Source organism: Micromonospora sp. NPDC048999 (assembly GCF_040649295.1).
Lineage (GTDB): Bacteria > Actinomycetota > Actinomycetes > Mycobacteriales > Micromonosporaceae > Micromonospora.
The window spans coordinates 58,979-80,881 of record NZ_JBEZFI010000004.1 but is presented as its reverse complement, the minus strand read 5'-3'; the positions used below and the strand labels follow the sequence as shown (position 1 = coordinate 80,881).

Below are 21,903 nucleotides of genomic sequence, written 5' to 3'. Positions count from 1 at the left end.
GGGCGCGGTGGGCGACTCCACTTCGCCGAGGTGACGGGTTCCTGCTCGTCACGATCCCGCCACCTCGCTGTATCGGTTGCAGGTCAGGCCCCGGTGACCCCGTCGACCCGTTCGCGGATGAGGTCGGCGTGGCCGTTGTGCCGGGCGTACTCCTCGATCATGTGCACGTACACCCAACGCAGGTTGAAGGTGCGCTTCTTCGGCCCGACCTCGATGAAGGTCTCGTCCAGGGAACGGCCGGCTGCGGCGGCCCGGGCCAGCTTGACCTCATGGTGGTAGGTGGCGAAGTCGGCCTCGGCGTCGGCGGTGCTGACGTCGTGGTCGGCGTCCGGATTCTCCGGGGTGAAGTACGGGTAGTCGACCCGCTGGCCGGCGAAGTTCTCCCGGAACCACCAGGCCTCCACCTCGGCCATGTGCCGGACCAGGCCGAGCAGGGTCAGCGGGGAGGGCTCGACGCTCGCCGTGCGCAACTGCTCGGCGGTAAGCCCGGCGCACTTCATCAGCAATGTCTGCCGGTGGTAGTCGAGCCAGCTCTCCAGCATGGTTCGCTCGTCGCCGGTGGTGCTCTCGTTGGTCCGGACGATCTCCGGTGCTCTCCAGGTCATCCGGCGATGTTAGGAGGGGGCCCCTGTACAACGCGAGGCGTTAACAGGGGCCCCTCCGTTCACTTCAGGGCACCACGACGACGGGCCAGCGGCCGGTGCGGACCAGGCGGGTGGCGACCGAGCCGACCAGGCGGTGCCCGGCCTGCTCGGACGCCCCGACCACCACCAGGTCGGCGCGGAACTCGTCGGCCGCCGCGCACAACTCGGTGTACGCGTCCCCGCGCCGGCACAGGAAGGTGACCGGCAGGCCCAGCTCCTCCGCGCCGCGCCGGCACTCGTCACGCAGCTCGGCGGCCAGCTCGTCGTGGGTCTGCTGGACCGCCCCGGCCACCACGCCGGACAGCATGCCGGCGTACGGGGCCGGGGAGCTGACGAAGACCACCACCAGGCCGGAGCGCTGCCTCCGGGCCAGCCCGGCCGCGTACGCGGCGGCCCGCAGCGAGGTGCGGCTGCCGTCCACGCCGACCAGCACCACCCGGGGCCCGTCCGTGCCGCGCTCGAACGGCAGCGCTGCGGACTCGGGGCCGTACTTTTCCCGCTCGACGGGGGCGCTCATCGGGTCAGTCCCGGCTTCCGGTGAGGGCCTCGTCGCCGGCCGCGACGGTCGGCTTCCGCCCGACCTCGGCGGAGGTCGCGTCGCCGGTGTGTCGGCGCAGCGGCACCTCCTTGATGAAGACGACCGCGAGCAGGGCGATCAGCCCGAACGGGGCGGCGGCCAGGAAGATGTCCCCGGCGCCGTGCCCGTACGCGGACTCGACCACCAGGCGGATCGGGGCCGGCAGGGTGTGCACGTTCGGCAGGGTGCCGTCGCCGGAGCTGGACGCCGGGATGCCGAGCCCGGCCAGCCCCTCGGCCAGGTAGTCCTTGACCTTGTGGGAGAGGACCGCGCCGAGAGCGCTCACGCCGATCGCACCGCCGAGGCTGCGGAAGAACGCGACCGTCGAGCTGGCCACGCCGAGCTCGTGCACGCCGACCGTGTTCTGCACGGCGAGGACCAGGTTCTGCATGGTCATGCCCAGCCCCAGGCCGATCAGCGCCATGAAGACGGCGAGCCGCCAGTACGGGGTGTCCGCGCGCAGCGTGCCCATCAGCGCGAAGCCGACCGTGAGCAGGGCCGAGCCGGCGACCAGGTAGCGCTTCCAACGGCCGGTGTTGGTGATGATCCGCCCGACGACGGTGGAGGCGACCAGCAGGCCGCCGATCATCGGCAGGGTCATCAGGCCGGACATGGTCGGGCTCTCGCCGCGGCTGATCTGGAAGTACTGGCCGAGGAAGACCGAGGCGCCGAACATGCCCACGCCGACCGCGATGCTGGCGACCACGGCGAGGGTGATGGTGCGGTTGCGGAACAGGCGCGGCGGGATCATCGGCTCGTCGGCCCGCTGCTCCACCCGGATGGCGAGCGCGCCCAGCAGCACCGCACCGGCCACCATGACGGCGGTCTGCCAGGAGATCCAGGCGTACCGGTCGCCGGCCAGGGTGACCCAGATCAGCAGCAGCGACACGGCCGCGGTGATCAGCGTGGCACCCCACCAGTCGATCTTCGCCGGGCGCTTGACCACTGGTAGGCGCAGCGTCTTCTGAAGCACGATCAGGGCGAGCACGGCGAACGGCACGCCGACGTAGAAGCACCAGCGCCAGCCGAGCCAGTCGGTGTCGACGATGACGCCACCGATCAGCGGGCCGCCGATGGTGCCGACGGCCATCACCGCGCCGAGGTAGCCGCTGTACCGGCCACGCTCGCGCGGGGAGATCATGGTTGCCATGATCACCTGGGCGAGGGCGGTCAGGCCGCCCGCGCCGACGCCCTGGATCACCCGGCAGGCGATGAGTTCGCCGGTGGACTGGGAGAGCCCGGCCAGCACCGAGCCCAGCACGAAGATCCCGAGAGCGAGCTGGACCAGGACCTTCTTGCTGGTCAGGTCGGCGAGCTTGCCCCAGATCGGGGTGGTCGCGGTGGTCGCCAGCAGCGTCGAGGTGACCACCCAGGTGTACGCGGACTGGCCGCCGTGCAGCTCGGTGATGATCCGTGGCAGCGCGTTCGAGACGACCGTGGAGGAGAGGATCGCGACGAACATGCCCAGCAGCAGGCCGGAGAGTGCCTCCAGGATCTGCCGGTGGGTCATGCCGATGGCGGTCGCCCGGGTGGGCGCTGTCGCCTGTGTCATCGGGTGGTGCCTCCGAGGGGAACGACGGGGATTGCCCCGCACCAAGTAGTTGCCTCAAGCAACAACTGGAGATGGCGCGGCTCTTATTCCCGCCCGGCCGGACTCAGAAGTGCTCGTTGAAGCGGTGCAGCAGCCGGGCGAAGTCCTCGACGTCCCGTTCCGGCCAGTTCCCCATCGTGTGGCGGATCTGTTCGAACCGGGCCGTCCGCGCCGCGTCGAACCGGCGGCTGCCCTCCTCGGTGAGGCTGATCTGGGCCGCCCGCCGGTCGGTCGGGTCCGGGTCGCGATGGACCAGGCCCAGCCCTTCGAGGCCGGCGATCTGCCGGCTGAGCGTGCCCTTGCCGACACCCAGCCGGGTGGCCAGGTCGGTCAGCCGGATCGAGCCGGACCGGCGTAGCCAGAGCAGCAGACCGTACGTGTTCGGCTCCAGGTTCGGGTGGACCTCCCGGGCTACCTCCCAGGACAGCGCGCGACCGCGGCGCAGCAGCGCGGTCAGCTCGTCCTCCACCGCGCGTAGCGCTTCGGGCACGTGATCGTCCACGGGCAGAGCGTACTCATGCCAGGTCGCTGAGGAGTTGGCGTGCCCGTCACCATCACGATCGCGGAAGGGTCTACCCGCGGCTTGCCCGCCGACGGAGGCGGTGAGTGGGACGCCGTCGTCGGCATCTGACAGGATTTCGGGCATGAAGGAATACCTCCTCATCATCATCGCCCTGCTCGGCGTGCTGATCCTCGGTGGCCTCAGCCTCGTGGTGCCCCGGCTGCGCCGGCGCCCCGCGCCGCCGCCGGAGACGGAGGTCGAGACCCGGGCCGAGGAGGAGCTGACCGCTCCACCGGTCGAAGCGCCGGAGGTCTCCACCGGGGTGCTGGTTGAGCCGCCGCCGGTGGTCGAGGCCCCGGCGATCACCATCGAGGTTCCCGAGCCCACCGCCGGCCGGCTGGTCCGGCTGCGCTCCCGGCTGTCCCGCTCGCAGAACGTCTTCGGCAAGGGCCTGCTCGGCCTGCTCAGCCGCGACCACCTGGACGAGGACGCCTGGGAGGAGATCGAGGACAGCCTGATCACCGCCGACGTCGGCATCGACGCCACCCGGGAGATCGTCGACCGGCTCCGTGAGCGGACCCGGGTCCTTGGCACCCGCTCCGCCACCGAGCTGCGCGCCCTGCTCGCCGCCGAGCTGGTCAACGCCCTTGACCCGGCCCTGGACCGGTCGCTGAAGACCGCACCGAAGGTCGACGTGCCGGCCGTGCTGCTGGTCGTCGGGGTCAACGGCGCCGGCAAGACGACCACCTGCGGCAAGATCGCCCGGGTGCTGATCGCCGACGGGCGCACCGTGCTGCTCGGCGCGGCCGACACCTTCCGGGCCGCTGCCGCCGACCAGCTGGAGACCTGGGGCAGCCGGGTCGGCGCGGAGACGGTCCGCGGCCCCGAGGCCGCCGACCCGGCCAGCGTCGCCTTCGACGCGGTCAAGCGGGGCATCGACACCCGGGTCGACACGGTCCTGGTGGACACCGCCGGCCGCCTGCAGAACAAGATCGGCCTGATGGACGAGCTGGGCAAGGTCAAGCGGGTGGTGGAGAAGCACGGCCCGATCGACGAGACCCTGCTGGTGCTCGACGCCACCACCGGCCAGAACGGCCTGGAGCAGGCCCGGGTCTTCACCGAGGTGGTGAACGTCACCGGCGTGGTGCTGACCAAGCTCGACGGGACCGCCAAGGGCGGCATCGTGATCGCTGTGCAGCGCAAGCTCGGCATCCCGGTCAAGCTGGTCGGCCTCGGCGAGGGCCCGGACGACCTGGCCCCGTTCGACCCGGCGCAGTTCGTCGACGCGTTGCTCGGCACCGAGCCGCTCACCCCCGGGACGCGTAGCGCCGAGTGATGACTGACGATCGCGCCTACTCCGGGTGGCGCGACCCCAGCCACCCGTCGCCCCGCCTCGGGAGACCGTACGTGACCTCGCAGGAGATCCCGCTGCACGGCGGAAACGTGAGCACCGTGGTCCGGGTGGGCGATACGGTCCGGCGCAACGCCGGCCCGTGGACCCCGTCGGTGCACGCGCTGCTGCGGCACCTGGAGTACGTCGGGTTCACCGGCTCACCCCGCGCGCTGGGCATGGACGAGCGCAACCGGGAGGTCCTGTCGTACCTGGAAGGGGAGTGCGGGGAATATCCGTTGGCCCCGCACTGGGTCACCGACGAGGCGCTGGTGACCGTGGCCACCATGCTGCGGATGTTCCACGACGCCCAGTACGGCTTCAACCCGCCGCCGGGGGCGGTCTGGCGCTCCTTCGGCCCGCCCCCGCCGGACACCGAGGTGATCTGTCACCACGACGCCGCCCCGCACAACGTGATCTGGCGGCCGGACGGCACGCTCGGCCTGATCGACTTCGACCTGGCGTCGCCCGGCGCGCGGATCTACGACGTGGCGTACGCGGCGTGGACCTGGGTGCCGATCTTCTCCGACCGGGACTCGATCACCCTCGGCTGGAAGCGCCCGGACCGTCCGCGCCGGCTGCGGCTGTTCGCCGACGCGTACGGGCTGATCCCGCGCGACCGGCACCGGCTGATCCGGACCATCCGTAAGCGGATCGTGGACCATGTCGAGGGCATCCGCCGGATGGCCGCCGCCGGGGAGCCGGCCTTTGTCCGGATCGTGCACAAGGGCCATCTGCGTCGTCCGATGCGCGACCTCCGGCTGCTCGACTACGAGCGCCACGCCCTGGAGTACGCCCTGCACTGATTTCACACTCCGGAAACAACCCGTCACGCCACGGAAATCGAGCGGTGTCGGTGAACGAAACAGTCGGCGTGCAAGCTTCCGCAGCATGGAGATCGATTCCGGCAACACCGCCTGGCTGCTTGTCTCGACCGCGCTCGTGCTGCTCATGACGCCGGGTCTGGCCCTGTTCTACGGCGGGCTGAACCGGTCCAAGGGCGTATTGAACATGATGATGATGAGCTTCTCGTCCATCGGGCTCATCAGCATCCTGTGGCTTTTCTACGGCTTCACCGTCGCCTTCGGTGAAGGCGGCAGGTTCATCGGCGACCTGGGGCAGTACCTCGGCACCAGGACGTTCGTCGGGGAGAACCACCTCTGGGGCGAGACCGGCATTCCGATCTACGTCTTCATCGCCTTCCAGATGATGTTCGCCGTCATCACCGTGGCCCTGATCAGCGGCGCGCTCTCCGACCGGACGAAGTTCGCCGGCTGGCTGGTGTTCGCCTTCGGCTGGGCCACCCTGGTCTACTTCCCGGTCGCCCACATGGTCTGGGGCGGCGGCCTGATCGGCGGCGACATCGGCGCCCTGGACTTCGCCGGCGGAACCGCGGTGCACATCAACGCCGGTGCCGCGGCGCTCGCCCTGGCGCTGGTCCTCGGAAAGCGGGTCGGCTGGCCCCGGGAGAGCGCCAAGCCGCACAACGTCCCGTTCGTCGCGCTCGGCGCCGCGCTGCTCTGGTTCGGCTGGTTCGGCTTCAACGCCGGCTCCGAGCTGACCGCCGACGGGGTCACCGCGCTGGCCTTCGTCAACACCCAGGTGGCCACGGCCGCCGCGCTGCTCGGCTGGATCGTGGTGGAGTGGGTACGCGACGGCAAGCCGACCCTGGTCGGCGCCTCCTCGGGCGCGGTGGCCGGCCTGGTCGCGATCACCCCGGCGTGTGCGTTCATCACCCCGGCCGCGTCGGTGCTGCTGGGTCTCGTCGCCGGTGCGGCCTGCGCCCTCGCGGTGGGCCTGAAGTACCGGTTCGGCTACGACGACTCCCTGGACGTGGTCGGCGTGCACTTCGTCGGCGGGTGGATCGGCTGTCTCTGGATCGGCCTCTTCGGCACCGCCTCGGTCAGCTCGCTGGTGACCAGCGACGGTCTGCTGGTCGGCGGCAACGCCAGCCTGCTCGGCAAGCAGGCGCTGGGCGCGCTGATCGTGACGGTCTACTCCTTCGTGGTTGCCTACGCCCTCGGCTTCGTGATCGACAAGACGATGGGCTTCCGGGTCTCCGCCGAGGCGGAGGTCGAGGGCATCGACGTCGCCGAGCACGCGGAGAGCGCGTACGACCTGTCGTCGACCATCGGCGGCGGCGCCGGCGGCGCATTCGCGATGGCCGGGATCGGCGCCGCCAAGCCGGCCCCGGCAGCCACCGACGAGGTGGACGAGCCCGCCGAGCCGGTCAGCGAGAAGGTCGCCGGTTAACGTTCCTGGGATGGAGGGGATGGACATGAAGCTGGTGACCGCGGTCATCAAGCCGTACCAGCTGGACGCGGTGAAGGAGGCGCTGCACGCCCTCGGCGTGGCCGGCCTGACCGTCAGCGAGGTCCAGGGCTACGGCCGGCAGAAGGGGCATACCGAGGTCTACCGGGGCGCCGAGTACACGGTCGAGTTCCTGCCCAAGATCCGGGTCGAGGTGCTCACCGACGAGATGGACGTGGACAAGGTCGTCGACGCCATCGTGGCTGCCGCCCGGACCGGCAAGATCGGCGATGGCAAGGTCTGGGTGACCGGCGTCGAGGAGGTCGTCCGGGTCCGTACCGGCGAACGCGGCCTGGACGCGCTGTAGGAGCCACGCCTCGATGACCTCGTTGACCAAGGGGAACGCGTCCGGACACCCGGGCAGCGGCGACGCAAACCTCTTGATCAACGAGGCCGTCGGGGTACCCGGCGGGGTCGGGGCGGAGGCGCGCGCGGCCCGGGCGGAGGCGATTGACGCCTGGCTGGGCTCGATCTTTCCGGGTCGGGAGGGGATCGCTCTCGTCGCCGTGGGGGGACTGGGGCGGCGCGAGTGCGCGCCGTACGGTGACCTCGACCTGGTGCTGCTGCACGCCGGGGTGCCCGGCATCGAGGAGCTGGCCGGCTCGCTCTGGTACCCGGTCTGGGACGCCGGCCTGCGGCTCGACCACTCCGTCCGTACCGTCGCCGAGGCGCTCTCCGTCGCCCAGGACGACGTGAAGGTCGCCCTCGGCCTGCTCGACGCCCGCTACCTCGCCGGCGACCGGGCGCTCGCCGACCAGCTCATCCGTACCGCCACCGACCACTGGCGGCGTACCGCCCTCCGGCAACTGCCACGGCTGCGCGAGATCACCACCGCACGCTGGACGACCCACGGCGAGCTGGCGTTCCTGCTCGAAGGCGATCTGAAGGAGGCCGCCGGCGGGCTGCGTGACGTCGGCATCCTGCGCGCCATCGCGACCGCCGGCGTCACCGACGCACTGCGCCCGGCCGTCCATGCCGCCCACCGGCGGCTGCTCGACACCCGCGACGCGCTGCACCAGCAGGTCGGCCGCCGCGTCGACCGGCTCGTCGCCCAGGAACGCGACGGCGTCGCCAAGCTGCTCGGGCTGGAAGACGGGGACGCGCTGTTGCGCCGGGTCGCCGGAGACGCCCGTACCGTCAGCCACGCCCTCGACGACGCCTGGCGGGCCGCCGACCGGCTGCGCTCCGGCCGCCGCCGGGGCGCCGACGGCCGGCCGGTGCGCCGACCGGTCGCCCGGGACATCGTCGAACACGACGGGGAGCTGGTGCTCGCCCGTACCGCCATCGGCGCCCGACCCGACCCCAGCCTGTCGTTGCGGGTCGCCGCGGCGGCGGCCGTCACCCGGCTGCCGATCGCCCGGGCCACCTGCGAGTGGCTGTCCGCCTACTGCCCGCCGCTGCCCGCGCCGTGGCCGCCGGCCGCCCTGGCCGCGCTGATCACCCTCCTCGGGGCCGGTCCCGGCCTGGTGCCCGCCTGGGAGACCTGCGACCGGTACGGCCTGGTCGACCGCTGGCTGCCCGAATGGACCCGGCTGCGTAGCCTGCCCCAGCACAACCCCGTGCACCGGTTCACGCTCGACCGGCACCTGGTGCAGACCGCGTACGAGGCGAGCCGGCACACCCGCGACGTGGACCGCCCCGACCTGCTGCTGCTCGGCGCGCTCCTGCACGACATCGGCAAGGGACTGGCCGCCGAGGATGCCGGCGGTCCCGAGCCCGCCGGCGCCTTCGCGGACCACAGCACGATCGGCGCGCCGCTGGCCGAGGCGGTGGCCACCCGGATCGGGCTGCCCGACACCGAGGCGGCGCTGATCGGCACGTTGGTCCGGCTGCACCTGCTGCTGCCCGACGTGGCGACGCGGCGCGACCTGTCCGACCCGAAGACCGTCGCCGGGGTCGCCGAGCAGGTCGGCGACACCAGCACCCTGGACCTGCTGCACGCCCTGGTCCGGGCCGACGCCGCCGCCACCGGGCCGGCCGCCTGGTCGGACTGGAAGGGGCGGCTCATCGCCGAGCTGGTCGCCCGGGTGCGTACCGCCCTCGACACCGGCGTGGTGCCGGCACCGCCCGCCCCGGACCCGACGCTGGTCGCGGGGCCGCTGCCGGTCGTACACCTCGGGGAGGACCGGGTGTCGGTGGCCGCGGCGGACCGGCGGGGCCTGCTCGCCACGGTGGCCGGCTGCCTGGCCCTGCACCGACTGGAGGTGATCTCCGCAGACGCCGCCACGGTCGACGGCCGGGCCCTGGTCGAGTGCCGGGTCCAGCCCCGCTACGGCCTGGCGCCCGACCCGCTCGCGCTCACCGCCGACCTGCGCCGCGCGGTTGGCGGCGACGTCTCGGTCACCCAGCGGCTGCGTGGCCGGGCGCTCGCCGCCCGTGGTCAGGGCGCCGCGCCGCGAGTGGTCTGGCACCGCGAGGCGGCCACCGACGCGGTGCTGCTGGAGTTGCGCGCCGGCGACGCGGCCGGGCTGCTCTACCGGGTCACCTGCGCCCTCGACGAGGCCGGCGCCCAGGTACGGGCGGCCCGGATCTCCACCCTCGGCGGCGACGTGGTGGACGCGTTCTACCTGGTCGGCGGTTGGCCCTCCGACGCGGACCGGCACCGCGTCGAGGCCGCCGTCCTCGCCGCGGTGTAGGCGTCGCCCCCGGGGATACGTCCCGGGGCGTAGGCGAGGTGCCGCTCGCAGGGCGACGATGCCCGGCCCAGGAGGCGGCACGCTCGGGGCATGAACCTGCCAGTGCACACCGAAGGGCTCACCAAACGGTACGGCGGGCTGACAGCCGTGCAGAACCTCGACCTGAGCGTCCGGGCCGGCGAGGTGTACGGCTTCCTCGGCCCGAACGGCGCCGGCAAGACCACCACCCTGCGCATGCTGCTCGGGCTGGTCCGACCCACCGCCGGCACGGTACGGCTGCTCGGCCGGCCGCCCGGCGCCGGCCGGCTCACCGGGGTCGGGGCGTTGATCGAGGGGCCGGCCTTCTACCCGTACCTGTCCGGACGGGACAACCTGCGGGTGCTCGCCCGCTACAGCGGGGTCGGCGCGGACCGGGTGGCGCTGGTGCTCGACCTGGTCGGCCTCACCGACCGGGCCGGCGACCGGTACGCCGGTTACTCGTTGGGCATGAAACAGCGGCTCGGCGTGGCCGCCGCGCTGCTCAAGGACCCGCGCCTGCTGATTCTGGACGAGCCGACCAACGGCCTCGACCCGGCCGGCATGGCGGACATGCGCGCGCTGATCCGCCGGCTCGGCGCGGGCGGGTGCACCGTGCTGGTCTCCAGCCACCTGCTCGGCGAGGTCGAGCAGGTCTGCGACCGGGTCGGGGTGATCTCCGCGGGACGGTTGGTCGCCGAGGGCCGCGTCGCCGACCTGCGCGGCGCGGCCGTGCTGCGGGTGCTCGCCGATCCGCTCGAGCAGGCGGCGGCGCGGGCCCGGGAGTTGGTCGGCGCCGAGCGGGTCCGAATGGTCGACGGCGGGCTGGAGCTCTCCGTCGAGCCGGACCGGGCCGCGTGGGTCAATGCCGAACTGGTCGGCGTCGGGGTGGCGGTGCGGGAACTACGCCGACGGGAACGGGATCTGGAGCAGGTCTTCTTCGACCTCATCGAGAAGGGAACGGCCGATGTCGCGTAGCTTCCGCGCCGAGGCGGTCAAGTTGACCCGCCGGCCGGCGTCCTGGCTGCTGCTGGCCGTCACGCTGGTGCTCGCGTTGATCTTCACGTACGTCTTCCCGTACGCGAGCATCGCCGGTGGCACGACCGGCCCGAACACCGACCGGACGCTGCCGATGCTGCTGCCCGACCGGCTGGTCGGGAACTCGCTCGGTGGGCTGCCGGTGTTCCTGGGCGCGATCGTGCTGATCCTCGGCGTGCTCACGGTCGGCGGCGAGTACGCCTGGGACACCTGGAAGACCATCCTCACCCAGGGCCCCACCCGACTGCAGGTGTACGCGGGCAAGCTGCTCGTCCTGGCGACCGCCGCCTTGGTCGTGGTGCTCTCGATCTTCGCCGTCGGCGCGGTGGCGAGCGCCCTGATCGCGGTCGCCGAGTCGCAGCCGATCCACTGGCCGTCGGCCGGCGACCTGCTCACCGGGATCGGCGCGGGGTGGCTCGTCGCGACGATGTGGGCCATGCTCGGTGCCGTGCTCGCCGTCGCGCTGCGGGCGGTGGCGCTGCCCGTCGGATTGGGGCTGGTCTGGCTGCTCGCGGTGCAGAACCTGCTCGCCGTGCTGGCCGCGCCGCTGCTCGACTGGGTGGCCCAGCTGCAGAAGGGGCTGCCCGGCCCGAACGCCGGGTCGCTGGCGGCCGCGCTGGGCGCCCCCGGGGACACGCCCGGGGTCGCGGCGACCGTCGGCGGCGGGCAGGCGGCGCTGGTGGTGGCGGCGTACCTGGTCGTGTTCGCGGTGATCGGCGGGGTGCTGCTGCGGCGGCGGGACCTTGGCTGAGCCGGGCGGGGGGAGGGACGGCGTGGATCGGCACCGGACCGGGTGGGGCGACGGCGTCTTCGACGCCCTGGTCGCCCTGGCCATGGTCGTCTTCGGGCTGTTCGGCACCGGGCCGGCCGGCCTCAACCAGGGGGTGGGCACCGGCCGGGCGACGTATCCGCTGGTCGTGGTGGCGGCGCTCGCCCTGGCCGTACGCCGGCGGTGGCCGTTGGCCACCCTGGCCGTGGTCACCGCGGCGACCACGGCGTACCTGGTGCTCGGCTACCCGTACGGCCCGATCCTGATCTCGTTCTTCGTCGCGGTCTACACGGTGGCCGCGTACCGGCCGTGGCGGACCGCGGCGCTGGCCGGCGCGGCCGCGCTGGTGGCGCTGCTCGCGCACGTCTTCGTCGGGGCGCGCCCGACCGGCTTGGACGGCCTGATGGGGGTCGCCGCCTGGGTGGTGGTGCCGTTCGCGGTGGGGACCACGGTCCGCCTGGGCCGGGAGAGCACCGCCCGGAACCGGGTCGACGAGGCCCGCCGGCTGGCCGACGCCGAGCGGCTGCGGGTCGCCCGGGAGGTGCACGACGTGGTCGGGCACGGCCTGGCCGCCATCCACATGCAGGCGGAGATCGCGTTGCACCTGCTGGGGAAGCGGCCGGAGCAGGCCGAGGCGGCGCTGACCGCCATCAGCCGCACCAGCAAGGAGGCCCTGGACGAGCTGCGGGTGACGCTCACCGTGGTCCGGCGGGACGAGGCGGCCGACGAGCGGGCGCCCGCCCCCGGGCTGGGCCAGCTGACGCAGCTGCGCGAGCGGCTGGCCGGTGCCGGGGTGCCGGTCAACGTCGAGGTCACCGGGGAGCCCCGCCCGCTCCCGGTCGCCGTGGACCTGGCTGCCTACCGGGTGGTGCAGGAGTCGCTGACCAACGTGCTGCGCCACGCCGGTCCGGCCACCGCCACCGTCCGGCTGCGGTACGGCCCCACCGAGGTCGGTGTCGAGGTCGCCGACACCGGTCGCGGCGCGTCCGCCCCGCCGGCCGGGTCCGCCGGGTACGGCCTCGCCGGTATGCGGGAGCGGGTCAACGCGCTGGGCGGGTCGTTCACCGCCGGCCCCGTCGCCACCGGCGGCTACCGGGTGTACGCGACACTGCCCCTGGAGGAGGTCGGATGATCAAGGTGCTGCTCGCGGACGACCAGGACCTGGTCCGGATCGGGTTGCGTGCCCTGGTGGAGAGCGAGGACGACCTCGCGGTGGTGGGTGAGGCGGCCGACGGGCTCGGCGCGGTCGAGCTGACCCGGCGGGAGCGCCCCGACGTGGTGCTGATGGACGTCCGGATGCCCGGCGTCGACGGCATCGAGGCGACCCGGCGGATCGTCGCCGACCCGGGGTTGGCCGGTACCCGGGTGATCGTGCTGACCACCTTCGAGCTGGACGAGTACGTCTTCGACGCGCTGCGCCACGGGGCCAGCGGCTTTCTGACCAAGGACACCCGCCCGGCCGAGCTGCTGCGGGCGATCCGCCTGGTCGCCGAGGGGGAGGCGCTGCTGTCGCCGTCGGTGACCCGGCGGGTGGTCCGGGAGTTCGCCACCCGGCCGGCCCGGGTGCCCCGACCGCACCCGCAGCTCGGCACCCTCACCGAACGGGAGCGGGAGGTGGTGGGGCTGGTCGGTGAGGGCCTGAGCAACGCCGAGATCGCCGAGCGGCTGGTGGTCAGCCCGGCCACCGCGCGTACCCACGTCAGCCGGGCCATGGTCAAGCTGGGCGCCCGGGATCGGGCGCAGTTGGTGGTCTTCGCGTACCAGTCGGGCCTGGTCGCCTCATGATCGTCGTGATCGGTGCTGGGCAGATGTGTCCGCGGACGCTACAGCGCTGCCGGAGTCGAGTGGCCCCGCGCCGGGACCCCGGCCTGACCGCCGTCATGTCGCGACGGGGGTCCGGCCGGCGGGAAGCAACGGTGGGGTGGGACCGTTACCCTTGCGGGTAGCCGGCCTTGTGCGCGCCGGCCGACTTGTGCCCGCCGAAAACGACAAACGGGATGTTCGCGTGTTTGACACCTTGAGTGACCGCCTCTCCGGGATCTTCACCAAGCTCCGCGGCAAGGGCCGGCTCACTGACGCCGACATCGACGCCACCGCGCGCGAGATCCGGATGGCGTTGCTGGAGGCCGATGTCGCCCTGCCGGTGGTCAAGGGCTTCATCGCGAACGTCAAGGAGCGGGCCCGCAGCGCCGAGGTTTCCCAGGCGCTCAACCCGGCGCAGCAGATCGTCAAGATCGTCAACGAGGAGCTGGTCGCCGTCCTCGGTGGCGAGGGGCGGCGGCTCCAGTTCGCCAAGCACCCGCCGACCGTGATCATGCTGGCCGGTCTCCAGGGTTCCGGTAAGACCACCCTCGCCGGCAAGCTGGCCCGCTGGCTCAAGGCCCAGGGGCACCAGCCGCTGCTGGTCGCCGCCGACCTGCAACGCCCCAACGCCGTCGGGCAGCTCCAGGTGCTCGGTGGTCGGGCCGGCGTCGAGGTGTACGCCCCGGAGCCCGGCAACGGCTTCGGCGACCCCGTCCAGGTGGCCCGGGCCTCGATCGAGCACGCCAAGCGGGCCGCCCGGGACATCGTGATCGTCGACACCGCCGGTCGGCTCGGTATCGACGCCGAGATGATGCAGCAGGCCGCCGACATCCGGGACGCGGTCCAGCCCGACGAGGTCATCTTCGTCATCGACGCGATGGTCGGTCAGGACGCGGTGCGCACCGCCGAGGCGTTCCGTGACGGCGTCGGCATCACCGGTGTGGTCCTCTCCAAGCTCGACGGCGACGCCCGCGGTGGTGCCGCGCTGTCGGTCCGGGAGGTCACCGGGCAGCCGATCCTCTTCGCCTCCACGGGCGAGAAGCTGGAGGACTTCGACGTCTTCCACCCCGACCGGATGGCCAGCCGGATCCTCGGCATGGGCGACGTCCTCACGCTGATCGAGCAGGCCGAGGCGGCCTTCGACTCCGATCAGAAGGAGAAGATGACCGCCAAGCTGATGGGCGGGGAGACCTTCACCCTGGAGGACTTCCTCGATCAGCTCATCGCGGTGCGGCGGATGGGCCCGATCGCCAACGTGCTGGCCATGATGCCCGGCATGGGGCAGATGAAGGACCAGCTCGCCGAGCTGGACGACAAACACTTCGACCGGGTCACCGCGATCATCCGGTCGATGACCCCGGCCGAGCGCACCACCCCGAAGATCATCAACGGCTCCCGGCGGGCCCGGATCGCCACCGGCTCCGGCGTCACCGTGATGGACGTCAACCAGCTGCTCAACCGCTTCGCCGACGCGCAGAAGATGATGAAGCAGATGGGCGGCATGATGGGCCTGCCCGGCGCTGGCCGGCGCAAGGCGACCAAGTCGCCGAAGAACAAGCGCAAGGGCACCAAGGGCGGTCGGCCCCGCACCGGCGCCGGGATGCCGGGCGGCTTCCCGGGCGGCATGCCGCAGCTTCCGCCGGGCCTGGACCCGGGCGACCTGGCCGGCGCGCAGGGCCTGCCGCCGGGCTTCAAGCTCCCGAAGATCGACTTCAACAAGCTCGGCAAGGGCGGCGACAAGCACCCTCGCTGACGCGCGTCGTCGACGTCCCACGGCCCCGTCACGCTTTATGGTGACGGGGCCGCCGCATTCGGGAGCAGCATGGAACGCACACGATCGCGGGAGTGGACCGCGGAGGATCTCGTCGACCTGCCTCGTGATCTCCGGTACGAGCTGGTCAACGGCCGCCTGGTGACCCTGTCGTGGACTCCGTTGCACCAGCAACTCTGTCTGGAACTGCTTCTGGCGGTCGAGGAGCGTCTTCCCGCCGACGTACTTGCGAGCATGCACGTCTCGGTGGCGATCGACCGGCGTCATGAGCTCCGACCTGACCTCGTCGTCGTGCGTGTCCAGCGAGCGAACACGTCGCCCGTTCCGGCCGCCGATGTTGTCCTCGCCGTAGAGGTGCTGGCTGCGTTCGACAGCCGCCGCGACCTCGACGACAAGCGAAGTGCCTACGCTCATGCCGGGGTCCGCTCGTACTGGGTGGTCGACCCGCTGCAGAAACGGATCACCCTGACCGAGTACGCCCTCGGCGCGGGCCGCGAGTACGAGCAGGTCACCCACACCGAGGACCTGTTCGTCAGCGAGCGGCCGTGGAAGGTCTCCGTCGACCTGCCCGCCCTCACCGCACGACGGAACGACCTGCTCGCCACCGAGGGGGAGTGATCGGGTAGGACTGTGCACATGGCTCTGCATGTGCGCGGTGTGCTCCTGCCGGACGACGAGGTCCGGGATCTCTGGCTGGTCGGCGACCGGGTCACCTTCGAACCGGTGCCGGGCGCGGAGACCGTCGCCGACGGCGGCTTCGTGCTCCCCGGGCTGACCGACGCCCACTGCCACATCGGCATCGCCCGGGGCGGTGCCCCGATCACCTCCCTCGACCAGGCCCGCGAGTTGGGCCGGGTCGACCGGGACGCCGGGGTGCTCGCCATCCGGGACGCCGGCTCGCCGTACCCGTACCCGGAGCTCGACGACGACCCGGACCTGCCGCGACTGGCCCGCGCCGGCCGGCATGTGGCACCGCCGAAGCGCTACCTGCGCGACATCGGGGTGGAGGTCGGCGCGGCCGAGGTGGCCGCGACGGTGGCCGAGCAGGCCGCCGCCGGCAACGGCTGGGTCAAGCTGGTCGGCGACTGGATCGACCGCGGTGTGGGCGACCTCGCGCCGGCCTGGGACGCCGACACCATGACCGCCGCCGTCGCCGCCGCGCACGCCGCCGGGGCGCGGGCGGCCGTGCACACCTTCAGCGAGTCGGCCGTGGAGATCATGGTGCGGGCCGGGGTGGACTCGGTGGAGCACGGCACCGGGCTCAGCCTCGACCTGGTCGACCTGATGGCCCGCCAGGGCACCGCGCTGGTTCCCACGATGATCAACATTCAGACCTTCGGGCACATCGCCGACCAGGCCCGCCCGAAGTTCCCCGGCTACGCCGACCACATGCTCGCCCTGCGGGACCGCTTCCCCGAGGTGGTCCGGGCCGCGTACGAGGCGGGTGTGCCGATCTACGTCGGCACCGACGCCGGCGGTGGCATCGACCACGGGCTGGCCGCCGAGGAGATGTTGCTGCTGCACGAGCGGGCCGGGATGTCCGCGCAGGACGTCCTCGCCGCAGCCTCCTGGCGGGCCCGGGAGTGGCTCGGCTTCCCCGGTCTGGTCGAGGGCGGCCTCGCCGACCTGGTCGTCTATCCCGAGGACCCGCGCCGCGACCTCCGGGTGGTCCGCACCCCGTCCCGCATCGTCCTGCGCGGCCGCGTCATCCGCTGACCGCAGCGCCGGGGCGGCTCAGCTCACCACCAACAGATACTTCGCCCGCACCGAGAACTCGCCGCCGTCGGTGCCGCCGAAGGTCAGCTCGTGCTCGCCCGGGGCCAGCGGCGACAGGCTCGCCCAGAGGCCCCAGCAGGTGACCGGGTACGGCCGCGACCGGCCGGTGACAGCGTTGCGGAAGGCACCTCGTACCTCGAAGGGGGTCGGCGTGCCGATGGTGGCGAGCGGCACCCGCTCGTCGTCAAGCTTGGCGTGCCCGGTCGCCGCGCTGACCACCGGCACCTCGCCGGGGCCGGAACCGACCTGCCACATGTTGAAGGCGGGGAGGAAGAGCGGCCGTCCGGCGGGGATCGCGCAGCGCCGTCGTACCGTTCCGCCGTACGTGCCGGCCAGGAACCAGACGTCGTCGGGCTGGTGGTGCCCGGCGTCCTCGCCGGTGGTGTCGTGGATCGGGTCCGTCATCGGCCCGTGCGCCGCCACCCAGCGCACCCAGCGGGCGGCCAGGCCCTCGGGCGAGGTGGGCGGGTAGGGAAGCGGGGCAGGCTCGGCGGCTCGGCCGAACAGGGAGCGCAGCGGAGGCACGGGCGCAGATGCTAATGCCCTGGTCAACCGCCCCGCCCGAGCGGGATCCCACCGCCGACCGTCGGTGCGGGCGCGCCCGATCGCGGTGCCCGCCGGGCGGAGCATAGGATGTGCCCTCATGGCACGCGTGCTCACTCCCCGTGCGGAGGACTTTCCCCGCTGGTACCAGGACCTGATCGCCAAGGCGAAGCTGGCCGACAACGGCCCGGTGCGGGGCACCATGGTCATCCGACCGGCCGGCTACGCCATCTGGGAGCGGATGCAGGCCGAGATGGACGCCCGGATCAAGGCGGCCGGCGCGGAGAACGCCTACTTCCCGCTCTTCATCCCGGAGAGCTACCTCAAGCGCGAGGCCGAGCACGTCGAGGGCTTCTCGCCGGAGCTGGCCGTGGTTACCCACGGTGGTGGCAAGCAGCTCGCCGAGCCGGTGGTGGTCCGCCCCACCAGCGAGACGGTGATCGGCGAGTTCATGGCCAAGTGGATCGACTCCTACCGGGACCTCCCGCTGCTGCTCAACCAGTGGGCGAACGTGGTCCGCTGGGAGCTGCGGCCCCGGATCTTCCTGCGTACCAGCGAGTTCCTCTGGCAGGAGGGGCACACCGCGCACGCCACCCGTGAGGACGCCCGCGCCTACGCCCGCAAGATCCTGCACGAGGCGTACGAGGACCTGATGGTCAACGTGCTCGGCATCCCGGTGGTGGTCGGCCTGAAGACCGCCCGGGAGCGGTTCGCCGGCGCCACCGCCACCTACACCTGCGAAGGCATGATGGGCGACGGCAAGGCGCTCCAGTTGGGCACCAGCCACGAGCTGGGCCAGAACTTCGCCAAGGCGTTCGACATCAGCTACTCCTCCGCCGAGGGCGGCCGGGAGCACGCCTGGACCACCTCCTGGGGCACCTCCACCCGGATGCTCGGCGGCCTGATCATGTGCCACGGCGACGACAACGGCCTGCGGGTGCCGCCGAAGCTGGCACCGGTCCAGGCGTACGTGATGATCGTCAAGGACGGCGAGGGCGTGGGCGAGGCGGCGGCGAAGCTCCGCGACGCGCTGCGCGACGCCGGTGTCCGGGTCGCGCTCGACGACCGGACCGACACCGCGTTCGGCCGCCGGGCCGTCGACGCCGAGCTGCGCGGCTACCCGGTCCGGGTCGAGGTCGGCCCCCGCGACCTGGCCGCCGGCAACGCGGTGGTGGTCCGGCGCACGGACGGCTCGAAGGCCCCGACGCCGGTGGCCGACGTGGTCGGCGCGGTCCTCGCCGCGCTGGACGCCGACCAGCAGGCGCTGCACGACCAGGCCCTCGCGCACCGGCAGTCCCGCACCACCGACGTCGCCACGCTCGCCGAGGCGATCGAGGCGTCGGCCACCGGCTGGGCCCGGGTGCCGTGGTCGGCGGTCGGCGTCCAGGGCGAGGCCGAGGCGAACGCCCAGGGCGTCACCGTCCGGTGCCTGCTGCGCGCCGACGGCGCGGTGCCGGACTCCGAGGACGAGCCCGACCTGCTGGCCATCCTGGCCCGCGCCTACTGAGGTGTAAGGAAGGGCCCCTTCTTAACCCCTGCGGTAGAGGAGGGGCCCTGTTAGCAGCCTGGGGGTGACGTGCGCTTCGAGCCGGGCCGGCTGATCATGCACCGGAACGTGCGGCACGGCCGGATCGGCTGGGTCCGTCCGGCACGGGTGGTCCTCGACGACGACCGGGGGCTGCTGCTCTGGATCGCCCGGGACACGCCGGTGGCCAACGAGGTGACCGAGGCGGGGCTGGGCATGCGAGCCATACCGTTCGCGGAGTGGATCACCTCTCGCTACCGGCTCGCCGAAGGCCGCTGGGACGGGCCGCCGGTGCTCAAGTTCCTGCCCACCGGCGCGGCGCACTCGGTCTGGTGGTTCCGGGACGCCCGGGGCGGGTTCCGTAACTGGTACGTCAACCTGGAGGAACCGGGCGTCCGCTGGGACGACGGCCTGGTGGCCGGGATCGACGTGGTGGACCAGGACCTCGACGTGGTGGTCTATCCCGACCTGAGCTGGGAGTGGAAGGACGAGGAGGAGTTCGTCGAGCGACTCGCCTTCCCCAGCCACTACTGGGTTGCCGACGACGAGCCGGTCCGCGCCGAGGGGGAGCGGGTGATCAGGCTCGCCGAGGCGGAGGAGTTCCCGTTCGACGGCACCTGGTGCGACTTCACCCCGCCGGCGGAATGGGACGTACCGGACGGGCTGCCGCCCGGGTGGAACCGGCCGCCGGTGCGCTGAGGCGTGCCGTACCTCACTCGGTGGTCGACTCGGGTGACCTGTCCGGGTCCGGTGCGAGAGATCGGGGCCGGATCTGGCAGAATGGTTCGCTGGTATCCGGCGCGCGTCCGGCGCCCTCTAACCCGGGCGCGTCGCCAGTTGACCGAGCAGTCTCCGGCCCAACCCCACTGTGCCGTCGGCGCTCACCCGCCACACCGCCCCGTACCGGGCTGGTGAGATCGCAACAGGAGCGAAACAACTGTGGCCGTAAAGATCCGGCTCCTGCGGATGGGCAAGATCCGCAACCCGCAGTACCGCATCGTCGTCGCCGACTCGCGCACCAAGCGTGACGGCCGGGCGATCGAGTTCGTCGGTGTGTACCAGCCGAAGGAAGACCCTTCGGTCATCGAGGTCAAGTCGGAGCGGGTCCAGTACTGGCTGTCCGTCGGCGCGCAGCCGAGCGAGGCGGTGCAGCGACTGCTGGAGCTGACCGGCGACTGGCAGAAGTTCAAGGGCCTGCCGGCCCCGCCGCCGCTGAAGGTCGCCCCGGAGCGGGCCGACCGCCAGGCGGCGTACGAGGCCGAGGCGAAGGCCGCCGCCGGCCTGGCGGAGGCCCCGGCCAAGCCGGCCAAGAAGGCCGCCAAGCCGGAGGCCGAGGCGCCGAAGGCCGAGGAGCAGACCGGTGCCGAGTCCGGCGAGCAGGCCTGACATGGCGCTGCGTCCCGCCCTGGAGCACCTGGTCAAGGGGATCGTTGACCACCCGGACGATGTCCGGGTGCGAATGGTCGACTCTCGCCGGGGCAAGCGGCTTGAAGTCCGCGTGCACCCGGAGGACCTCGGCACGGTGATCGGGCGGTCCGGCCGGACCGCCAAGGCGCTGCGCCAGGTGATCGGCTCCATCGGCGGGCGCGGGGTACGCGTCGACATCGTCGACTCGTACTGATGCTTCTCATCGTCGGCAGGATCGGCAAGCCGCACGGGATCCGCGGTGAGGTCACCGTGGAGGTGCGGACCGATGAGCCCGAAGCACGGTTCGCCCCGGGCATGGTGCTGCGCACCATGCCCGGGGCGACGCCCCGGGCCGCGCAGGCACAGGACGTGCTGCGCGCCGAGCCCGGAGCAGTCGCGCCCGCGCAGCCCGGCGCCTACCAGGTGCCGGCGGAGCTGACCGTCGAGTTCGCCCGGATGCACCAGGGGCGGCTGCTGGTCGCGTTCGAGGGCGTGCTGGACCGCGATGTCGCCGAGGCGCTGCGCGGCACCCTGGTCGGGGTGGACAGCGCCGAAGTCTCCCCGCCGGAGGACCCGGAGGAGTTCCACGACCACCAGCTGGTCGGCCTCGCCGTGGTCACCCCGGCCGGCGAGCGGCTGGGCGAGGTGGCCCGGATCGACCACGCCCCCGCCTCCGACCTGCTGGTGCTGCGGCGCCCCGAGGGGCGTACCGCGCTGATCCCGTTCGTCAAGGCGATCGTGCCCGAGGTGGATATCGCCGGCGGTCGGGTCGTCGTCGATCCGCCCGACGGCCTGCTCGACCTGTAGCTGGAGCCACCGTTCATGCGCGTCGACATCGTGTCGATCTTCCCCGAATACTTCGCCCCGCTGGACCTGTCGCTGATCGGCAAGGCCCGGGCGAACGGCACGCTGCGGCTGGCCGTACACGATCTGCGGACCTGGACCCACGACGTGCACCGCACGGTCGACGACACGCCCTACGGCGGCGGGCCCGGCATGGTGATGCGGCCGGAGCCCTGGGGCGCGGCGCTGGACGCCCTCGTCCCAGGCGCCGACGGCGACCCGGAGCCCCGGCTGCTGGTGCCCTCTCCGGTCGGCGCCCGGTTCACCCAGGCGATGGCGCACGAGTTGGCCGCCGAGCCGCACCTGCTCTTCGCCTGCGGCCGGTACGAGGGCATCGACCAGCGGGTGCTCGACCACGCGGCGACCCGGATGCGAGTGACCGAGGTCTCCCTCGGCGACTACGTGCTCTTCGGCGGCGAGGTGGCGGTGCTGGTGGTCCTGGAGGCGGTCACCCGGCTCCTGCCCGGCGTGCTCGGCAACGCCGGCTCGCTGGACGAGGAGTCGCACGCCCACGGGCTGCTGGAGGCGCCGATGTACACCAAACCGGCTACCTGGCGCGGGCACGAGGTGCCGGAGGTGCTCCGCTCCGGCGATCACGGGAAGATCGCCCGCTGGCGGCGCGACGAGTCGCTGCTGCGTACCGCCGCCCGCCGCCCCGACATGATCGCCGCGCTGCCGCCGGAGAGCCTGGACAAGCGGGACCGGGCGGCGTTGGACCGGGGTGGGTTTCAGCTGCCGCCGGGGGATGTGGCAAAGTAGGGGG

The 21,903-nt window shown here is 72.6% G+C and carries 23 protein-coding genes; 18 read left to right on the top strand and 5 right to left on the bottom strand.

From position 1 onward, the window contains the following. Positions 1–83 precede the first annotated feature (83 nt). The 4 genes from AB0C02_RS08295 to AB0C02_RS08280 all read right to left on the bottom strand — a co-directional run bounded on the left by AB0C02_RS08295 (position 84) and on the right by AB0C02_RS08280 (position 3,314). Positions 84–605, bottom strand: a complete 522-nt coding sequence (locus AB0C02_RS08295) for a DinB family protein (protein WP_357542527.1) — start codon at positions 603–605, stop codon at positions 84–86. Between the two features lie 64 nt (positions 606–669). Then, a complete protein-coding gene (locus tag AB0C02_RS08290) occupies positions 670–1,161 on the bottom strand; it encodes a universal stress protein (protein ID WP_357542525.1) in 492 nt (163 codons plus the stop codon). A gap of 4 nt (positions 1,162–1,165) precedes the next feature. Continuing rightward, complete coding sequence (locus AB0C02_RS08285; RefSeq protein WP_357542524.1) at positions 1,166–2,773, bottom strand: MDR family MFS transporter; 1,608 nt, start codon at positions 2,771–2,773, stop codon at positions 1,166–1,168. Between the two features lie 103 nt (positions 2,774–2,876). Next, positions 2,877–3,314, bottom strand: a complete 438-nt coding sequence (locus AB0C02_RS08280; protein WP_357542522.1) for a MarR family transcriptional regulator — start codon at positions 3,312–3,314, stop codon at positions 2,877–2,879. Positions 3,315–3,456: 142 nt separating this feature from the next. On the opposite strand from AB0C02_RS08280, the gene ftsY reads away from it, so the two are divergent. The 12 genes from ftsY to AB0C02_RS08220 all read left to right on the top strand — a co-directional run bounded on the left by ftsY (position 3,457) and on the right by AB0C02_RS08220 (position 16,762). Next, the gene (gene ftsY, locus AB0C02_RS08275; RefSeq protein ID WP_357542520.1) at positions 3,457–4,650 is read left to right on the top strand and encodes a signal recognition particle-docking protein FtsY; all 1,194 of its coding nucleotides are present in this window, start codon (positions 3,457–3,459) and stop codon (positions 4,648–4,650) included. Continuing rightward, positions 4,650–5,510, top strand: coding sequence for an aminoglycoside phosphotransferase family protein (locus tag AB0C02_RS08270; protein WP_357542518.1), 861 nt, complete (start codon positions 4,650–4,652; stop codon positions 5,508–5,510). Before ftsY ends, AB0C02_RS08270 begins: the two co-directional genes overlap by 1 nt. Before the next feature lie 85 nt (positions 5,511–5,595). Further along, entirely contained in the window at positions 5,596–6,957 is a 1,362-nt protein-coding gene (locus AB0C02_RS08265; protein WP_357542516.1) for an ammonium transporter, read from the top strand. Between the two features lie 25 nt (positions 6,958–6,982). After that, positions 6,983–7,321: a P-II family nitrogen regulator gene (locus AB0C02_RS08260; protein WP_067307311.1), complete on the top strand. Its 339-nt coding sequence runs from the start codon at positions 6,983–6,985 to the stop codon at positions 7,319–7,321. A gap of 13 nt (positions 7,322–7,334) precedes the next feature. After that, complete coding sequence (locus AB0C02_RS08255; protein ID WP_357542514.1) at positions 7,335–9,650, top strand: [protein-PII] uridylyltransferase; 2,316 nt, start codon at positions 7,335–7,337, stop codon at positions 9,648–9,650. A 90-nt stretch (positions 9,651–9,740) separates the two neighbouring features. Beyond that, positions 9,741–10,643: an ABC transporter ATP-binding protein gene (locus AB0C02_RS08250; protein ID WP_357542512.1), complete on the top strand. Its 903-nt coding sequence runs from the start codon at positions 9,741–9,743 to the stop codon at positions 10,641–10,643. Further along, positions 10,633–11,454 (top strand): ABC transporter permease, encoded by an 822-nt coding sequence (locus tag AB0C02_RS08245; RefSeq protein WP_357542511.1) that lies wholly within the window; start codon positions 10,633–10,635, stop codon positions 11,452–11,454. The genes AB0C02_RS08250 and AB0C02_RS08245 overlap by 11 nt, the downstream gene beginning before the upstream one ends. A gap of 22 nt (positions 11,455–11,476) precedes the next feature. Further along, the gene (locus tag AB0C02_RS08240) at positions 11,477–12,604 is read left to right on the top strand and encodes a sensor histidine kinase (protein WP_357542510.1); all 1,128 of its coding nucleotides are present in this window, start codon (positions 11,477–11,479) and stop codon (positions 12,602–12,604) included. Further along, a complete protein-coding gene (locus AB0C02_RS08235) occupies positions 12,601–13,257 on the top strand; it encodes a response regulator transcription factor (RefSeq protein ID WP_357542508.1) in 657 nt (218 codons plus the stop codon). The genes AB0C02_RS08240 and AB0C02_RS08235 overlap by 4 nt, the downstream gene beginning before the upstream one ends. A 220-nt stretch (positions 13,258–13,477) precedes the next feature. Continuing rightward, positions 13,478–15,028 (top strand): signal recognition particle protein, encoded by a 1,551-nt coding sequence (gene ffh, locus AB0C02_RS08230; RefSeq protein ID WP_357542506.1) that lies wholly within the window; start codon positions 13,478–13,480, stop codon positions 15,026–15,028. Between the two features lie 69 nt (positions 15,029–15,097). Beyond that, positions 15,098–15,664 (top strand): Uma2 family endonuclease, encoded by a 567-nt coding sequence (locus AB0C02_RS08225; protein WP_357542504.1) that lies wholly within the window; start codon positions 15,098–15,100, stop codon positions 15,662–15,664. A gap of 18 nt (positions 15,665–15,682) precedes the next feature. Beyond that, positions 15,683–16,762 (top strand): amidohydrolase family protein, encoded by a 1,080-nt coding sequence (locus AB0C02_RS08220; RefSeq protein ID WP_357542502.1) that lies wholly within the window; start codon positions 15,683–15,685, stop codon positions 16,760–16,762. Positions 16,763–16,780: 18 nt separating this feature from the next. Here the strand turns inward: AB0C02_RS08220 and AB0C02_RS08215 are convergent, their stop codons facing one another. Continuing rightward, entirely contained in the window at positions 16,781–17,347 is a 567-nt protein-coding gene (locus AB0C02_RS08215) for a hypothetical protein (RefSeq protein ID WP_357542500.1), read from the bottom strand. Positions 17,348–17,465: 118 nt separating this feature from the next. Between AB0C02_RS08215 and proS the strand changes: the two genes are divergently transcribed. The 6 genes from proS to trmD all read left to right on the top strand — a co-directional run bounded on the left by proS (position 17,466) and on the right by trmD (position 21,899). Further along, the gene (gene proS / locus AB0C02_RS08210) at positions 17,466–18,872 is read left to right on the top strand and encodes a proline--tRNA ligase (RefSeq protein WP_357542498.1); all 1,407 of its coding nucleotides are present in this window, start codon (positions 17,466–17,468) and stop codon (positions 18,870–18,872) included. 69 nt (positions 18,873–18,941) lie between these two features. Further along, entirely contained in the window at positions 18,942–19,589 is a 648-nt protein-coding gene (locus tag AB0C02_RS08205; RefSeq protein ID WP_357542496.1) for a DUF402 domain-containing protein, read from the top strand. Positions 19,590–19,829: 240 nt separating this feature from the next. Continuing rightward, positions 19,830–20,276, top strand: a complete 447-nt coding sequence (rpsP, locus tag AB0C02_RS08200) for a 30S ribosomal protein S16 (RefSeq protein WP_357542494.1) — start codon at positions 19,830–19,832, stop codon at positions 20,274–20,276. Beyond that, the gene (locus AB0C02_RS08195; RefSeq protein WP_030500803.1) at positions 20,251–20,511 is read left to right on the top strand and encodes an RNA-binding protein; all 261 of its coding nucleotides are present in this window, start codon (positions 20,251–20,253) and stop codon (positions 20,509–20,511) included. The genes rpsP and AB0C02_RS08195 overlap by 26 nt, the downstream gene beginning before the upstream one ends. Further along, positions 20,511–21,104 carry a ribosome maturation factor RimM gene (gene rimM, locus AB0C02_RS08190; RefSeq protein ID WP_357542492.1) on the top strand — a complete coding sequence of 198 codons (594 nt, stop codon included), beginning with the start codon at positions 20,511–20,513 and terminating at the stop codon, positions 21,102–21,104. Before AB0C02_RS08195 ends, rimM begins: the two co-directional genes overlap by 1 nt. Before the next feature lie 15 nt (positions 21,105–21,119). Continuing rightward, the gene (gene trmD, locus AB0C02_RS08185; protein WP_357542490.1) at positions 21,120–21,899 is read left to right on the top strand and encodes a tRNA (guanosine(37)-N1)-methyltransferase TrmD; all 780 of its coding nucleotides are present in this window, start codon (positions 21,120–21,122) and stop codon (positions 21,897–21,899) included. Positions 21,900–21,903: the final 4 nt, after the last annotated feature.

Bases quoted from the DNA above. Each gene is read 5' to 3' on its own strand.
- AB0C02_RS08295 (WP_357542527.1), bottom strand. From the start codon at position 605: ATGACCTGGAGAGCACCGGAGATCGTCCGGACCAACGAGAGCACCACC.
- AB0C02_RS08290 (WP_357542525.1), bottom strand. From the start codon at position 1,161: ATGAGCGCCCCCGTCGAGCGGGAAAAGTACGGCCCCGAGTCCGCAGCG.
- AB0C02_RS08285 (WP_357542524.1), bottom strand. From the start codon at position 2,773: ATGACACAGGCGACAGCGCCCACCCGGGCGACCGCCATCGGCATGACC.
- ftsY (WP_357542520.1), top strand. From the start codon at position 3,457: ATGAAGGAATACCTCCTCATCATCATCGCCCTGCTCGGCGTGCTGATC.
- AB0C02_RS08270 (WP_357542518.1), top strand. From the start codon at position 4,650: ATGACTGACGATCGCGCCTACTCCGGGTGGCGCGACCCCAGCCACCCG.
- AB0C02_RS08265 (WP_357542516.1), top strand. From the start codon at position 5,596: ATGGAGATCGATTCCGGCAACACCGCCTGGCTGCTTGTCTCGACCGCG.
- AB0C02_RS08260 (WP_067307311.1), top strand. From the start codon at position 6,983: ATGAAGCTGGTGACCGCGGTCATCAAGCCGTACCAGCTGGACGCGGTG.
- AB0C02_RS08255 (WP_357542514.1), top strand. From the start codon at position 7,335: ATGACCTCGTTGACCAAGGGGAACGCGTCCGGACACCCGGGCAGCGGC.
- AB0C02_RS08250 (WP_357542512.1), top strand. From the start codon at position 9,741: ATGAACCTGCCAGTGCACACCGAAGGGCTCACCAAACGGTACGGCGGG.
- AB0C02_RS08245 (WP_357542511.1), top strand. From the start codon at position 10,633: ATGTCGCGTAGCTTCCGCGCCGAGGCGGTCAAGTTGACCCGCCGGCCG.
- AB0C02_RS08235 (WP_357542508.1), top strand. From the start codon at position 12,601: ATGATCAAGGTGCTGCTCGCGGACGACCAGGACCTGGTCCGGATCGGG.
- AB0C02_RS08225 (WP_357542504.1), top strand. From the start codon at position 15,098: ATGGAACGCACACGATCGCGGGAGTGGACCGCGGAGGATCTCGTCGAC.
- AB0C02_RS08220 (WP_357542502.1), top strand. From the start codon at position 15,683: ATGGCTCTGCATGTGCGCGGTGTGCTCCTGCCGGACGACGAGGTCCGG.
- proS (WP_357542498.1), top strand. From the start codon at position 17,466: ATGGCACGCGTGCTCACTCCCCGTGCGGAGGACTTTCCCCGCTGGTAC.
- rimM (WP_357542492.1), top strand. From the start codon at position 20,511: ATGCTTCTCATCGTCGGCAGGATCGGCAAGCCGCACGGGATCCGCGGT.
- trmD (WP_357542490.1), top strand. From the start codon at position 21,120: ATGCGCGTCGACATCGTGTCGATCTTCCCCGAATACTTCGCCCCGCTG.